Below are 13,971 nucleotides of genomic sequence, written 5' to 3' on the forward strand. Positions count from 1 at the left end.
GCCGCTGAGTTGGGAAGAAAGTTATACCAGTGGTGATAAAATCCCATATGGGGCTTATGTACTCTACAATCAGCTGGAGGATCTTTTTGAACAAGAAGTAGAAAGTATAAAAGTCGATCCGGTTAGCTTTTTGAAAAACCATCAAGAAGAAACAAATACCAATTATATATTTATTAATAATTACTTAGCATTTGATAAAACAGAGATGGATTACATTATGGAGTTTGCAGAACGCGGCAACAAGGTTTTTGTCTCCACACAAAGTATTACGGGTGTTTCAGGTGATTCTTTAAAGTTAGAATCCAACAAGTACTATAGCTACTACAAGGAAGACACAGTAAGAGTCAGATTGAATAATCCGTTGTTTGAAAACCGCAGTTATATTTATCAAAAAGGGAGCAGTTACCGCCATTTTGTAAGTTACGATACCATTAGAACCACAGTATTAGGTGAGGTACTGCCGTTTGAACCTGTTAAGGGATACCTTAAAAGTGTTTTAGGAGAGAAATTCGACTTAGATAAAGATTCTACCAAAACGATTCTTAAAAAGACTATTGAAAAGTCTAAATCAAGACAGGTCCCACAAGCTAATTTTATAGAGTTAAAAGTGGGAGATGGAGCGATTTATTACCACTTAAACCCTATCGCTTTCACTAATTATTACCTGCTACAAGAAGGTAAAGAGCAATATGTAAGTGAGGTTTTTTCATATCTCAATGACGGTCCAGTTTACTTTGATGATTATGGTAAATCTGGCAGGCGAGTAGTTTCTTCTCCCATGAGGTTTATACTGACTAATGCGGCTTTGAAATGGTCGTGGTACATCACCTTAGGAGCGATACTCTTGTATTTTGTTTTTAAGGCTAAACGAGAACAGCGCGCCATTGCTGTGGTAAAGCCATTAGAAAATAGCACTGTAGAATTCACCAAAACCATAGGAAATCTTTATTTTCAAAGTGGTGATGTGTCCGGGATTATACATAAAAAGATCAGTTTTTTCCAACAAAAATTAAGATCAAAATACTTTGTAAACACAGAACACATGGATGAGGTCTTTATCAAACGTCTGGCTGTTAAATCTGGTGTTTCACAAGAACAAACTAAAGAAATTATAGAATATATCAATCAATTGCGCAAGAAATCTGTGCATAGTGACTACGAATTAAAACAACTCAATAAAAGGATTGAAGCCTTTTTTAAAGACTAGGAAATGGAAGATAATAATAACAACCTGAATACGCCGCAAGATAATCCGCAGAGCCAGCCATTATCGCAGCCTGCGCAAGAACAATTGATTCAAAAATCGGAACAAGTACCAGCAGAAGATCCTGCTATGTCCCTAGAGTTCAAAAATAGATTGGATTTGAATCATTTAAGTGCAGCGGTATATAAAATCAAAACTGAATTGCGCAAAGTGATCGTAGGACAGGAAGAAATGATAGATTTATTGATCGTTTCTATACTGGCAGATGGACATTCTTTAATTGAAGGAGTTCCTGGTGTTGCAAAAACGGTAACTGCAAAGTTACTGGCCAAAACGATGGATGTAGATTTTTCACGTATCCAGTTCACACCAGATTTGATGCCTTCAGATATTTTGGGCACCTCTATTTTCTCGATGAAAAATAATGAGTTTGAATTCAAGCCAGGACCTATATTCTCTAATATTATATTGATCGATGAGATCAACCGTGCGCCAGCCAAAACACAGGCAGCACTATTTGAAGCCATGGCAGAGCGACAAGTCACTATTGACGGTAAAGAATACCAATTGAATGCACCATTTTTAGTCTTTGCTACACAAAACCCCGTGGAACAAGAAGGAACATACAGGCTTCCAGAAGCGCAATTAGACCGTTTTTTGTTTAAGATTAATGTGGGTTATCCTGACCTAGAGGAAGAGATCCAGATTTTAACAGATCATCACGCACGTAAAAACACCGATGCAGAATCTACGGTAAACGCTGTGTTGACTGCAGATGAGATTGCCACCTATCAAAGAACGGTTAAAGAGATAGTCATAGAGGACAACTTGATCAAATACATTGCAAGAATTATCTTAGATACCCGTAATAATCCTAATCTTTATTTAGGAGCTTCACCACGTGCCTCTATTGCAATTATGAATGGTTCAAAAGCGTATGCTGCTATTATGGGTCGTGATTTTGTGACACCAGATGATATTAAATACATCGCCACTGCGGTAATGCGTCATAGAATAATACTCACTCCAGAGAGAGAGATGGAAGGACTGACGGCAGACAGAGCGGTAGCACAAATTTTAGAAAACATAGAGATTCCTAGATAGTGAATAAATTTTTTAAAAGCCTTTATCTGCAACAACGCCTATTTATCGCACTGGGAATCCTAGTTGTGTTATTTGTCTTCGCGTTCTTTTTTGAGCGATTGATAGATTACTTGATACTAGGGTTGTTCACAGTGATAGGCTTGCTTATTTTAGATATCTTGTTTTTATATAGAACAAAGAACGCGATCAAAGCAAGCCGTAATTTGCCTGACAAGTTATCTAATGGAGATAAAAACCCGCTAGAAATACTGGTGACTAATCTATACAATACAGCTGTTTACGTAAAAATTATTGATGAACTTCCGGTTCAGTTTCAAGAGCGGGATTTTGAGATGAAGGACATCATACAGAGTGAGGCTTCCAGAACATTCTCATATGCTATAAGACCCACAGAAAGAGGGGAGTATCATTTTGGTGGGTTACAAATTTTTGCAAGTTCTACTTTGGGTTTTGCGCAACGCAAATTTTCTTTTAATCAAGATGCTATGGTGCCTAATTATCCGTCTTTTTTGCAGTTGCGCAAGTATGAGTTGATGGCATTTACGAACAAGCTGCGAGATTATGGTCTTAAAAAGATCAGAAGAATAGGGCATACCATGGAATTTGAACAAATCAAAGATCATGTTCAAGGAGATGATGTGCGCAATATCAACTGGAAAGCGAGTGCCAAGCGTAACCAGCTCATGATCAATCAGTACCAGGATGAAAAATCACAACCCGTATATTCTGTAATTGATAAGGGTAGGGTAATGAAAATGCCTTTTGAAGGATTGAAATTAGTAGATTATGCGATTAATTCAACATTGGTAATTTCTAACATTGCTTTAAAGAAAGGGGATAAGGCAGGAATGTTTAGTTTTTCTGATAAGGTATCTAATCAAGTTATGGCTCAAAAACGAGCTTCTCAAATGAATCTGATTCTAGAAACATTGTATAATTTGGATACGGATTTTAAGGAAAGTGATTTTGCCAGGTTGTATATAGATGTTAAAAGATCCATTACACAACGTAGTCTGTTATTGTTGTATACTAATTTTGAAACAATGGATGCCTTGCACAGACAGCTTCCATATCTACAAGCAATAGCAAAAAACCATTTATTGGTAGTTATATTTTTTGAAAATACGGAACTTAAGGAACTGGTAAAACAGCCTGCCGTATCCACACAAGAAATTTATCAAAAAACGATTGCTGAGAAGTTTCTTTACGAGAAAAAATTAATTGTTAACGAACTTAATAAATACGGTATTCAGACCATACTGACGGAGCCAGAACAGTTAACCGTAAACACGATCAACAAATACCTAGAAATTAAAGCACGTGGTCTTTTGTAAAGAAAATCTAAAATTCAGCTGTATTTTTTTAATGATCGCTATAAGGATTATCTGAAATCGATATTTCTATTTTGATTGCTGGTGGCTTTGGCTATTTTCTTTGTTGAGGGGTTAGACAAAATAGCAGGAAATTATATTTTTACGTCCTGTACATTAGTATGATTTTATATGCTTCTCATACTGTATTCCATTTTTAAACCTGCGAGAAAAAATGCATTCCATCGGGTTAAAAAAGACGAGTTTAATATTATTATTAGTGGTAAAAGTTAGAAGTAGATTCTTATTTTTTATTGGAATACTACATAGAGAATAACACATTATGTATCATACGCATCAATAGAGTAGATACATTTCTTTTGGACTATTTAAGAGACAACACTTAAAAAAATGCTACGTCTTATAGAAACACAGCATAATAACAGGAAGTGAATCATGCTTCTGCACGTAATTGATTCTTAAGTATATGAAGCTCTATTTTAAGTGATAATATTAAATAATGAAGTTTGTTGTTTTACTCACATGCTCCAATACCAGTGTAAAATCATTGTTTCATTAAAGAGCAATGCCTTATTTATGGCTTTTGTAGGTTCTCGACATCTACTTCGTGCGATTTATAGCCATATTCTATTAAAAAGAATTGGATTTAATTTTAAAAGGCAAAATATTTTGCAGCTTAAATTTTAATCTTATTCATTTGTTAAGGTTCAATTGTTTTTGGTTAAACTGTTCTAAGGAGATTTAAAAAGCCGTAAACAGTATTAGTCCACAGCTTTTTTCTTGTTTTAATTTTACACTATCCAATACATAAATGGTCTTATTTATCTTGCAATGCAAAAACTCTTTTTAATAAGTCTGTACTTCTAGCGCTTACTTTATTGCGTATTTCTATTTCTTCTTGAGAAATCATCTTAAAAACTCCTTTAAGAGCTTCTTGAGTAACATAATCGGTTAAGTCCGGATTTACCGAATTGGTAAAAGGGATGTTGTTGTATTTTGTGATGGCTTTACCCCATAAATCTGTAGCTCCTACTTTTCCTAAGCTATTCTGAATCACTGGAGAGAACTTTGCATAAAGAGCTTGCTGTGTTTTACTTTCAAGGTAAGAAGTAACAGCACGTTGATCTCCTAGAAGAATATTTTCGGCATCATTAAAGCTGATCTCTCTTACTGCATCTACAAATATAGGCAGGGCTTCTTTAGTAGCATCTTCTGCAGCACGATTGAGTAATTTAAGTCCTTTGTCAGCAACACTGCTCAGGCCTATTTTTCTTAAACCACGGTCTACTTTTTGTAATTCTTCTGGAAGTAAAATTTTAACGAGATCATTTTTATAGAAACCATCTTGCCCCATTAGCTTATTTACTTCTTTGTCAATTCCTTGCTTTAATGCCTGCCTTAGGCCACTAACTATTTCTAATTGAGATAGTGCACTATCATTTTTTGGTAAATTATTTACGATTTCTTGCAAGCTGCCGCAGCTGCTCAAAGTAATCATAGCCACCAGTATAAAGGTAATTTTTTTCATGGAAAAATATTTGTTCAAAGATATAAGAAAGGGGCATTATTAAAAGGAATGTAAAATCAGGATGAAATTCGTATAAAATTTGCTCTTGTGGGAGCATTAAAAACTTCTCGTGAAACACATCTTCTTTACTTTTTATCTCATTATTTTTCACAAGTAGCTACACTATGCAGTGACTTGCAGGTAGAATAGATAGTCAATCGGTTGTCTTAAATAAAACACTACTTACTGGGCGCTATGAAAATCAAATTTTTGATGATTTAGAAAATAGTTTGTGGAATGACCTTTGCTTGCATAATTCTAAAAAGTACATGAGGTATCTGAAGGCAATCAAGTCTTTATGGAATATACGGAAGAAAAAGAAATTAAAGTAGCATTGTATCCATACAACTTACTTCTAGATTCTATGATTCTAATAGGGAAACCTAAAGACAACTATTTTGTTATTAGAAAAGGAAGTCATTTTTTCACTTTAATTGTGATCATATTTTCGGTGACTGAGAAGACAATTTTAAGAAATGACACAAATGCAGATCTTCTGTTAGCTCAAGGAAGATCAAGTAACACTATGTTTTTAGAAAGTGATTGGGGTGACGAAGGGGGAACCATTAAAGCAACCTATATGAGGCTGTGAGAAACAAGACCTAATTAAATAAAGCAATTATTGTAATAAAAAGCGCAGCATTAAGAAATCACAATTTCTTAATGCCGCGCAAATTAGTGTCTTTAGTAAAGAGTGTTTACAGATCCAATCTGTAAATTATGTCAAACCCTACAAAAATACTGCTGTCAAATTCATTATTCAAACGAATTCTATCATCGCCACCTACTGCTACAGTAAGTATTTGTGCACCTACGGTATCACCTGTATTATACCAGCCATAATCTGTGGTGTCTAGACCGGCTTTTGCGCGCAAAATAAGTTGGTCGTTTAACATGGAATAACCAGCATAAAAACCAAATCTAATGGACTCTTCTTGAACATAAGTATCCAAAACGTCACCACCCATATTGTATGATTTTATAGAGGTACGCAAATCGGCTCCTAAACTGAACTTTTTAGTCAAGCTATAGTTTGCTTCCATTCTAATGGGGAATGCAGCATCAATGTAAAATTTACTGTCAGGAGTCCTGTAGTACACTCCTAACAATGGTGTGATGATCGCACCAAATTCTTCAGAAGAGCTGTATAAACCGTACTTCGTTCTAAATCTGTTTTTATGACGGTATTCTAATAAGGCAATAGCACCAAATTGAAAATCGGCTCCACCCAAATCTTCAAAGTTAGAAGCGATTTTAGGAAGTAATAGATAGGTTCCAGTCCAGTTTGAGGAGTGAGAAATTTTTGCTCCTAGGTTAATTCTGGTCATGGTTAGACTTTCACTAGATGTTTCAGCTGTGAGACTTAAACCCGTATTCTCTACGGTAATACCAGTAATAAGAATCGTCTTATCATTTATAGGTGTAGGGTAGAGAAATTCAAAATTAAAATTGGTGATATTAGTTTCATGTACTGCATTATCTCCTTCTAATGTTTCCATAGAAGTGTTAGAAACATTTAAACGAGCGAGATCTAAATAGTTTTGAGCAGATGCAAAACCAAAACCAAAAAGGATGACTACTAAGTAAATTTGATATTTCATGAGGTTGTTTTTATTTATTAAGTAAAAATATACCACTATGATTATTTATTTTACATTTTTTTCAATTTTTATAGGTTTTTTATCAAAATAAATCTAAAACCAATAAAGTCTCTAACCCAGACAGGTCAAAGACTTTATTAAAAAAGGAAATTCCAATCTATTGATCAATAGAACCCATTACCTTTTGAGCAAACGCATTTGCTGCTTCAATACCACTCATTCCTTGAGCTACATTGTTATGCACTTCAAGAGCTCCACAGATATTAGTGATTAATTCCCCTACCACATCCATTTCTTCTTCCGTCACAGATCTGTGTTCTGAAAAACTTTCTAAAACTTCTAAAGTAGTTTCTAAAGCTTCTGCGCTAGCATTTTTTTGTAAATGTCTAATTACTGGTAACTTCATGTACTAACTCTTTAAGGTTTTCAAATTTATTAGTTTGCGCTTGGTTCACAAAGGCACCGTTTTTAAAAGTAGCAAAAGTGGGTAGATTATCCACGGTTGCTAATTTTCGGGATTCTGGAAACTTCTCAGCATCGGCCAGAATAAAAACAGTTTTTTCATTTTCTGAAGCTAGTTTCTTAAACTTAGGTTTCATCACGCGACAGTTGCCGCACCAAGTAGCCATATATTGTACTACAACCGTATCGTTGTTTGCAACGATCTCTTGTAGATTGTCTTGATCTAATGTTTGCATTTTTTATAGTATTAAGTACGAAGTAGTAAGTTTTAAGTAACTTTACCATCAAGTGGTTGCACTTAAAACTTAATACCAGGCACTAGATTTAGTTTTTAGAAAGGTACTCAGCAGTAGCATTGCGATTTGCACCCATTGCTTCTTTACCTTCTTCCCAGTTTGCAGGACATACCTCACCATTTTTCTGTACGTGGGTATAGGCATCTATCATTCTAAGGAATTCGTTTACATTTCTTCCTACAGGCATGTGGTTGACTCCTTCATGAAATACAGTTCCTTCTTCATCAATAAGATAGGTAGCTCTATAAGTTACATTATCACCTACAAGAATATGATCTTCTAATTCGTCATTATATTCTAATTCTGCATCTAGAATATCTAGAGAGGCAGCAAGATTACGGTTTGAATCTGCAAGTATGTCATAAGTAACACCTTCGATTCCTCCGTTGTCTTTTGCCGTGTTTAACCATGCAAAGTGTACTTCTGGAGTATCACAAGAAGCACCTATAACAATGGTGTTTCTTTTTTCAAATTCCCCTAAAGCTTCTTGAAAAGCGTGAAGCTCGGTAGGGCATACGAATGTGAAATCTTTTGGGTACCAAAATAAAAGTACTTTTTTACCTTTATTCTTAGCTTCTTCAAATACATTTAATTTGAATGTATCTCCCATTTCATTCATTGCATCTACATTGAGATTTGGAAATTGTTTGCCTACTATAGCCATTTTTTATTATTTAAAAGTTAGTCTTTTTTTGAGACTGCGAAAGTAATGTCTGCTTTCGCGAAAGCGGAACAATTTCTATTTGATTAACATATGTTACGATAGATTAAAACTATTTAAGTAAACCTTAATAATAGTTTGTGTTGATGAATAAGGTGTTGCGAATTAAAACAAAACATAATCAGTCAAGATATTACGGCCAGCTATGTAAACCTGACTATAATATTTGACACAAAAAAAGAAGTATTTGGAAAGGATGATCAAATCCGTTCCAGCAAATTAAAAACAGCAAACGCATTTCTATGAGCTGAAGAAAATTAAGCGTCTTTTAAGATGATATAGAAGCCGCAGAAGGAAGGCTTGAAATAAGGAAGGAATAAGTATCATTAAGAAATCTCTAGTTGGACTATATTAAATTTTAACATACCAAAAAGAGGCAGATACTTATGCGGTTCTTTTTTCAGATAAGGCAGAGGATACTCTGGATTATAGCTGAGATTTTATCAAAGGAGGTGTTTTTGTTGTAGGATACTTTGGCCATTATTTATTTTGATTCAAGCAGTTATTTCTGGAGTTAAACAGCATATAAAGAGGGGGTAACCGTGATTTTTTTTTAAATAATCCTGATACCCAATGTAGTGGAATAGGGATTATTCAAACTTTTTTTATCAAGCTGAATTGGATCCAGCATTTGCTGGTATCTTTCTTGGTATCTAATGGAATCTTCATAGGAGTGAATAAATCAATAAAATTTTATCGTGTATCCTTACTCCTCTGGCTTGATCTCATTCAAATCTGTATTTTTACTTGCGGCATATTGATAACCGCTTTCCCACCACATTTTCATTTTTTCTTTTTTAAAAACAAGCGAATTTGTCGTTAAGACCGTAGGTGTATAGTAGAGGTTGATAATGGCGTCCTGCTTATTAGCCACATATTTCCCTATGGTAATGTTTTGCTTCTCAATTCGGTCCATCATGAATTCATGTAAATTAGAGAGTAGTGAGAACACATTTCTTGAAGGCATCTTATTATAAAAAGCAACCTCTGTTTCTAGGATGATTACATCTACCTCAGTGGCACCTCTATCCAGGGCTGCTTTGATAGGCACCATACTACCGAAACCTCCGTCGGCATATTCACAACCATTTTTTCTAACAAGACTCATAAACGGAATATAATTACAGGACACCCAGATCCAATCTAGAAAATCTTCATAATCAAAATCATTGATGGATTTGTATTCAGTTTCATTTAAAGAAATATTAGAAACAGTAACGACAACATCCTTAGAGCTATGTTTAAGTTCTAGAAATTCTTTTTCAGAAAGAGTATTCTTCATTAGTTTTCTAAGGTTTTTACTTTCGCCAAAGGTTTTAGATCCTCTTAAAAAATTACGCAATACCTTAAAGTGATTGATACTTATTTGCTCTTGACCGTATTTGTCTTTCTTGACTAAAAATGGACGGCGATTGAAAATGGAAGACTGATTGACATTGGTATATACTTCTTTGATCTTAGCTATTTTGTTTAATGCAAGATGCGAAATAAGGAGACTTCCCGTAGAAGTACCTATATACAAATCATATTCATGCCCCAATTCTTCTTGAAGATATTGGGCTACTCCACCTGCAAAAGCGCCTTTGCTGCCTCCGCCAGAAATAACAAGAGCTCTCATATAAATTGGTATTACTTATTGTTAGATTCTAAAAGTAAACTATCGTAAATAGTAGTTCTAATTTCTGAGCAGCTTATGTATCCATCGGCATAACCTGAGTCATCGTATTTTCTCGTTATCAAACTATTATTCTTCATGTCTTTGCGGGACTCACCATCTTTTATGCCTTTTTTAATTTGAGTTTTTAAATCGGTTAACACGTTACTATCGTCTGTTAGTTCTTTACAGGTGGCAAGTGTTCCACGTCCAGTAAAGATTTTAGTTTTTTCGTTTATGTTGGTCAATATCTGTTTTTGTGCGGCAATGTATCGAGTAATTGATCCGCCAGATGGTAAATCAATATACGGATAGCGGCCGTTAAAAAAAATACCACCCATGTGTACGAGGTTACTTTTAGTAAGGTAAACAAAGCTACCTCCTTCTTTATGTGTGTTGTGTAAGTGAATAATGAGGTTTATGTCAATTAGAAAATTGACGGGACGATCCGTAAGATCGCTTAGGATCTTTTTTATCTTTTTGCTCCAAGAAGCATAGTGCGAACCTATCATCACTACTTTATCCTTAGAAGTCCGAATCAATACATTACCTCCAGATTCTTTTAGCATATGCGCCTGATCAGTCGCTTTAATAGTTATAATTTCTACACTTTCAAACCGATCTTGAGCCTTAGAGAGTAACGCTGTTGTAAAAGCGAGTGTAAAAAGTAATTGTATCATTATTTTTTATGGATAGGTAATGGGAAGTTATTTAAAAAAGAGTTGCTTTATAATGGTGAGGGACCTTCTTTTAAAGTGCTCATGGCAGGTTCTTTTTCAACTAATTGCTTGATTTTAATGGAAAATGCAGCAAAAAGAAGGGTCATAAAAGGAGATAGCCAGTTGAAAACCGCATATATAAAGTAATCTGCAACACCAACTCCTAAAACACTAGATTGGTATGCGCCACAAGTATTCCAAGGAATTAGAACAGAGGTAACGGTACCCGCGTCTTCCAAGGTTCTACTTAAGTTTTCTGGTGCTAATCCTTTATCTTTATAGGCATCTTTAAACATTTTTCCAGGTATAACGATAGCCAAGTATTGATCAGAAGCTATAATGTTCAATCCTAAACAACTGATTACCGTAGTTGCAAATAATCCAAAAGCGGATGATGCTATAGATAGCAATACTTTAGTGATTTTAGCCAAAGCGCCAATAGCGTCCATAATGCCTCCAAATACCATGGCGGCAATAATCAATAAAATAGTCCATATCATCCCAATGATTCCTCCAGAGGAGAAAAGTTCATTTAGTTTTTCATTGTCTGTTTGAATCTGAGTATCGGTGAAAATAGAGGTGACTACGGCGTCTATTTTTGAACTATCTAAATTATTTAAAACCTCAGGCTGAAAAATAAAAGCAAAAATTATTGCCATGACAACACCCGAGCCCAATGCTATTAATGGATTTGTTTTAAATAAAACTAAGGCTACTACGATTAGAGGAACTAAAAACAGCCAAGGTGTGATATGAAATGTTGTGTCAATAGATTTTAATAGCAGACTTATATCTGCGCTTCCAGATGTTTCAATGGTAGTACTTAATATTCCAAACACAACTAATGTTATTAAAATAGTAGGGACTGTAGTAAAAGCCATATACTTTATATGTGTAAATAAATCTGTGCCAGCAAGTGCAGGTGCTAAATTGGTAGTATCACTTAATGGGGACATTTTATCGCCAAAATAAGCTCCAGAAATTACGGCTCCAGCAATCATTCCTGAGTCTATCCCTAAAGCACCTCCTATACCTATTAAAGCGATACCAACGGTAGCAGACGTAGTCCATGAACTACCCGTCGCTATGGAGATTATCGCACAAATGATCACAGAAGCAGGTAAAAACACACTCGGGCTTAAAACTTGTAAGCCGTAGTATACCATGGCAGGAATAACACCGCTAATTAACCAGGTACCAGCTAATGCACCGACTAACACCAATATGAGAATTGGTACAAAGGTAGTTTTTAGGTTTCCCCATATTTCTACAAGCATACATTGAAAAGTTGCCTTATTAAAAAAGCCCACTATTGCGGCAATAATACCACCTATTATAAGAATAAATTGGTTGGAGTAATCTCCTAACATCACACCATCAGCAAAAAATATATTATAAGCTAATAGAGCCATTAAAAGAATTACAGGAATTAGCGCTTCCCAGATTTTCAGTTCTCTATTTTCAATTATCTTTTGGTCTTCGGGATTGATGTTTTGGCTTTCCATAAGTACATTTGATGAACTGTAATGTTACGATTTTGTAAAGTGTGTTGCAAACTGGATCTTAAATCGATTTATATTTTTGGATCAATTTTTTTTCGTAACTGAGTTTTCGCGAAAGCGCAACCAACATAGATAAAAAGGGTTTAAGGAATCTAAAGAGAAAATGATCTATTTGAGTGTCTCCCCAATGAAGTAGCAAAAGGGCATGAAATGGATGGTAAGGGATCTGGTTCTTTCCAAAGGTCTTTCCATCGCTCACTAATCCGAAGAGTACCGCAATAAAATTTTCAAAATTAGGTTGTCCAGGTTCTAATTTTGCTCTAAAAGTGATGGGATGCTCGCCTGGATTGTAAAAACGATGCGCATCAAGGAAAGGTACCTTAAAGCTTTCATCAGGTGATAAAAAGAGTTCTTTACCCAGGTAGTGGACTCCTAAGATCCCTTCTTGGGGATAAAAATCTTCTGTAAACTGCTCATGAAAATGGATCGGATTTCCTCCACCAGGTTGTAATTCCACTTCAATTAAGGTGTAAGCGCCGTTCGTTGTAGCACTAGTTTTAAGAATAGTGGCTTTTTCTTTAGTAATAGGGTTGATATAAACTTGTGGCATAGTACCAATTAAATTTCAAAATGTGCTGTAAACCAAAGGTAATTACTGAGTATGTAATTCCTTAATAAACGGATAATAAATAGTGATCAATATACTGAGATATACCGGAGTCATCCTATTACATTTGTATTTCAAAGTTTTACAATTATGTCAGAAAATATAGAAAGAATAAAATGTTTAATTATTGGTTCAGGACCTGCTGGATATACAGCTGCTATTTATGCTGCTCGTGCAGATATGAAACCAGTAATGTACACTGGAATGGAGCCAGGTGGACAATTGACCACAACTACAGAAGTGGACAATTTTCCAGGTTACCCAGATGGAGTTGATGGGCCTACAATGATGGTTGATTTACAGAAACAAGCAGAGCGTTTTGGTACTCAAGTACGCATAGGCATGGTTACTGAGGTACATCTTGCTAAAGAAGTAGGCGGGATACACTCAGCAATCGTAGATGGGAAGACCAAAATAGAAGCCAATACTATAATTATTTCTACAGGAGCAACTGCAAAATATTTAAACATACCTAGTGAGCAAAGATTGCGAGGTGGTGGAGTAAGTGCTTGTGCCGTTTGTGATGGGTTCTTTTATAAAAATCAAGATGTGGCTATAGTAGGAGCGGGAGATACTGCTGCAGAAGAAGCTTCGTACCTGGCTAATATTTGTAAAAGCGTCACCATGCTAGTGCGTAAAGATCACATGCGTGCCTCAAAAGCGATGCAACACAGAGTGCACGGTTTAAAGAATATTAAAGTATTGTACAACTCTGAGGTAGATGAAGTTTTAGGAGATACTGTAGTGGAAGGATTGCGCATTGTAAACAATCAAACGCATGTAAAACATGAGATTGATATTACAGGAATCTTTATCGCCATAGGTCATAAGCCTAATACAGATATTTTCAAAGGTCAATTGGAAATGGAAGAGGATGGTTATTTGAAAACGGTTCCAGGTTCTACTAAAACAAATCTTCCAGGTGTTTTTGCTTCTGGAGATGTACAAGATAAAATATACAGACAAGCGGTCACCGCTGCAGGAACAGGCTGTATGGCCGCTCTAGATTCTGAGCGCTACCTAGCAGAAATAGGAATAGTGGAAGAAGTTAAAGCTGGAGACTACAGTATAAAGTAATTATTTAAAGAGTATTTCAAAAAAACGAATGAGGTAGCTTTTAACAATGATTGTAATATTGAAAGG

14 protein-coding genes are annotated in these 13,971 nt (G+C 35.3%); 5 read left to right on the top strand and 9 right to left on the bottom strand.

Annotated elements, in window-relative coordinates; translation table 11 throughout:
• The 3 genes from ACJAT0_RS00895 to ACJAT0_RS00905 form a co-directional block, all read left to right on the top strand.
• Nucleotides 1-1,207: DUF4350 domain-containing protein (locus tag ACJAT0_RS00895; RefSeq protein ID WP_415180131.1), on the top strand; the 1,207-nt coding region annotated here is incomplete at its 5' end.
• A 126-nt stretch (nucleotides 1,208-1,333) separates the two neighbouring features.
• Nucleotides 1,334-2,308: an AAA family ATPase gene (locus ACJAT0_RS00900; RefSeq protein ID WP_415180182.1), complete on the top strand. Its 975-nt coding sequence runs from the start codon at nucleotides 1,334-1,336 to the stop codon at nucleotides 2,306-2,308.
• Nucleotides 2,308-3,642 carry a DUF58 domain-containing protein gene (locus ACJAT0_RS00905; RefSeq protein WP_415180132.1) on the top strand — a complete coding sequence of 445 codons (1,335 nt, stop codon included), beginning with the start codon at nucleotides 2,308-2,310 and terminating at the stop codon, nucleotides 3,640-3,642. Before ACJAT0_RS00900 ends, ACJAT0_RS00905 begins: the two co-directional genes overlap by 1 nt.
• An 814-nt stretch (nucleotides 3,643-4,456) precedes the next feature.
• On the opposite strand, the gene ACJAT0_RS00910 is transcribed toward ACJAT0_RS00905, so the two are convergent.
• A complete protein-coding gene (locus tag ACJAT0_RS00910; protein ID WP_415180133.1) occupies nucleotides 4,457-5,167 on the bottom strand; it encodes a DUF4197 domain-containing protein in 711 nt (236 codons plus the stop codon).
• A 337-nt stretch (nucleotides 5,168-5,504) separates the two neighbouring features.
• On the opposite strand from ACJAT0_RS00910, the gene ACJAT0_RS00915 reads away from it, so the two are divergent.
• Complete coding sequence (locus tag ACJAT0_RS00915; RefSeq protein ID WP_415180134.1) at nucleotides 5,505-5,798, top strand: hypothetical protein; 294 nt, start codon at nucleotides 5,505-5,507, stop codon at nucleotides 5,796-5,798.
• 106 nt (nucleotides 5,799-5,904) lie between these two features.
• Here ACJAT0_RS00915 and ACJAT0_RS00920 read toward each other — a convergent pair whose 3' ends face one another.
• The 8 genes from ACJAT0_RS00920 to ACJAT0_RS00955 all read right to left on the bottom strand — a co-directional run bounded on the left by ACJAT0_RS00920 (nucleotide 5,905) and on the right by ACJAT0_RS00955 (nucleotide 12,771).
• Nucleotides 5,905-6,807, bottom strand: coding sequence for a DUF6268 family outer membrane beta-barrel protein (locus tag ACJAT0_RS00920; protein WP_415180135.1), 903 nt, complete (start codon nucleotides 6,805-6,807; stop codon nucleotides 5,905-5,907).
• Between the two features lie 157 nt (nucleotides 6,808-6,964).
• Nucleotides 6,965-7,213, bottom strand: coding sequence for a DUF6952 family protein (locus ACJAT0_RS00925; RefSeq protein ID WP_415180136.1), 249 nt, complete (start codon nucleotides 7,211-7,213; stop codon nucleotides 6,965-6,967).
• Nucleotides 7,194-7,505, bottom strand: coding sequence for a thioredoxin family protein (locus tag ACJAT0_RS00930; protein ID WP_415180137.1), 312 nt, complete (start codon nucleotides 7,503-7,505; stop codon nucleotides 7,194-7,196). Before ACJAT0_RS00930 ends, ACJAT0_RS00925 begins: the two co-directional genes overlap by 20 nt.
• Nucleotides 7,506-7,593: 88 nt before the next feature.
• Nucleotides 7,594-8,229: a peroxiredoxin gene (locus tag ACJAT0_RS00935; protein ID WP_415180138.1), complete on the bottom strand. Its 636-nt coding sequence runs from the start codon at nucleotides 8,227-8,229 to the stop codon at nucleotides 7,594-7,596.
• A gap of 763 nt (nucleotides 8,230-8,992) precedes the next feature.
• Nucleotides 8,993-9,904 carry a patatin family protein gene (locus tag ACJAT0_RS00940; protein WP_374003658.1) on the bottom strand — a complete coding sequence of 304 codons (912 nt, stop codon included), beginning with the start codon at nucleotides 9,902-9,904 and terminating at the stop codon, nucleotides 8,993-8,995.
• 11 nt (nucleotides 9,905-9,915) lie between these two features.
• Nucleotides 9,916-10,620, bottom strand: coding sequence for an MBL fold metallo-hydrolase (locus ACJAT0_RS00945; protein WP_415180139.1), 705 nt, complete (start codon nucleotides 10,618-10,620; stop codon nucleotides 9,916-9,918).
• Nucleotides 10,621-10,667: 47 nt separating this feature from the next.
• Nucleotides 10,668-12,164, bottom strand: coding sequence for a Na+/H+ antiporter NhaC (nhaC, locus tag ACJAT0_RS00950; RefSeq protein ID WP_415180140.1), 1,497 nt, complete (start codon nucleotides 12,162-12,164; stop codon nucleotides 10,668-10,670).
• Nucleotides 12,165-12,222: 58 nt separating this feature from the next.
• Entirely contained in the window at nucleotides 12,223-12,771 is a 549-nt protein-coding gene (locus ACJAT0_RS00955; protein WP_415180141.1) for a cupin domain-containing protein, read from the bottom strand.
• A gap of 147 nt (nucleotides 12,772-12,918) precedes the next feature.
• On the opposite strand from ACJAT0_RS00955, the gene trxB reads away from it, so the two are divergent.
• Entirely contained in the window at nucleotides 12,919-13,905 is a 987-nt protein-coding gene (trxB, locus tag ACJAT0_RS00960) for a thioredoxin-disulfide reductase (RefSeq protein ID WP_374003663.1), read from the top strand.
• Nucleotides 13,906-13,971: the final 66 nt, after the last annotated feature.

The organism is Nonlabens sp., from assembly GCF_047636915.1.
Classification (GTDB): Bacteria; Bacteroidota; Bacteroidia; order Flavobacteriales; family Flavobacteriaceae; genus Nonlabens.

Excerpts from the sequence above, each read along its gene's own strand:
- ACJAT0_RS00955 (WP_415180141.1), bottom strand. The coding sequence starts at position 12,771 with ATGCCACAAGTTTATATCAACCCTATTACTAAAGAAAAAGCCACTATT.
- ACJAT0_RS00910 (WP_415180133.1), bottom strand. The coding sequence starts at position 5,167 with ATGAAAAAAATTACCTTTATACTGGTGGCTATGATTACTTTGAGCAGC.
- ACJAT0_RS00945 (WP_415180139.1), bottom strand. The coding sequence starts at position 10,620 with ATGATACAATTACTTTTTACACTCGCTTTTACAACAGCGTTACTCTCT.
- ACJAT0_RS00925 (WP_415180136.1), bottom strand. The coding sequence starts at position 7,213 with ATGAAGTTACCAGTAATTAGACATTTACAAAAAAATGCTAGCGCAGAA.
- trxB (WP_374003663.1), top strand. The coding sequence starts at position 12,919 with ATGTCAGAAAATATAGAAAGAATAAAATGTTTAATTATTGGTTCAGGA.
- ACJAT0_RS00920 (WP_415180135.1), bottom strand. The coding sequence starts at position 6,807 with ATGAAATATCAAATTTACTTAGTAGTCATCCTTTTTGGTTTTGGTTTT.
- ACJAT0_RS00935 (WP_415180138.1), bottom strand. The coding sequence starts at position 8,229 with ATGGCTATAGTAGGCAAACAATTTCCAAATCTCAATGTAGATGCAATG.
- ACJAT0_RS00900 (WP_415180182.1), top strand. The coding sequence starts at position 1,334 with ATGTCCCTAGAGTTCAAAAATAGATTGGATTTGAATCATTTAAGTGCA.
- ACJAT0_RS00930 (WP_415180137.1), bottom strand. The coding sequence starts at position 7,505 with ATGCAAACATTAGATCAAGACAATCTACAAGAGATCGTTGCAAACAAC.
- ACJAT0_RS00915 (WP_415180134.1), top strand. The coding sequence starts at position 5,505 with ATGGAATATACGGAAGAAAAAGAAATTAAAGTAGCATTGTATCCATAC.
- nhaC (WP_415180140.1), bottom strand. The coding sequence starts at position 12,164 with ATGGAAAGCCAAAACATCAATCCCGAAGACCAAAAGATAATTGAAAAT.
- ACJAT0_RS00940 (WP_374003658.1), bottom strand. The coding sequence starts at position 9,904 with ATGAGAGCTCTTGTTATTTCTGGCGGAGGCAGCAAAGGCGCTTTTGCA.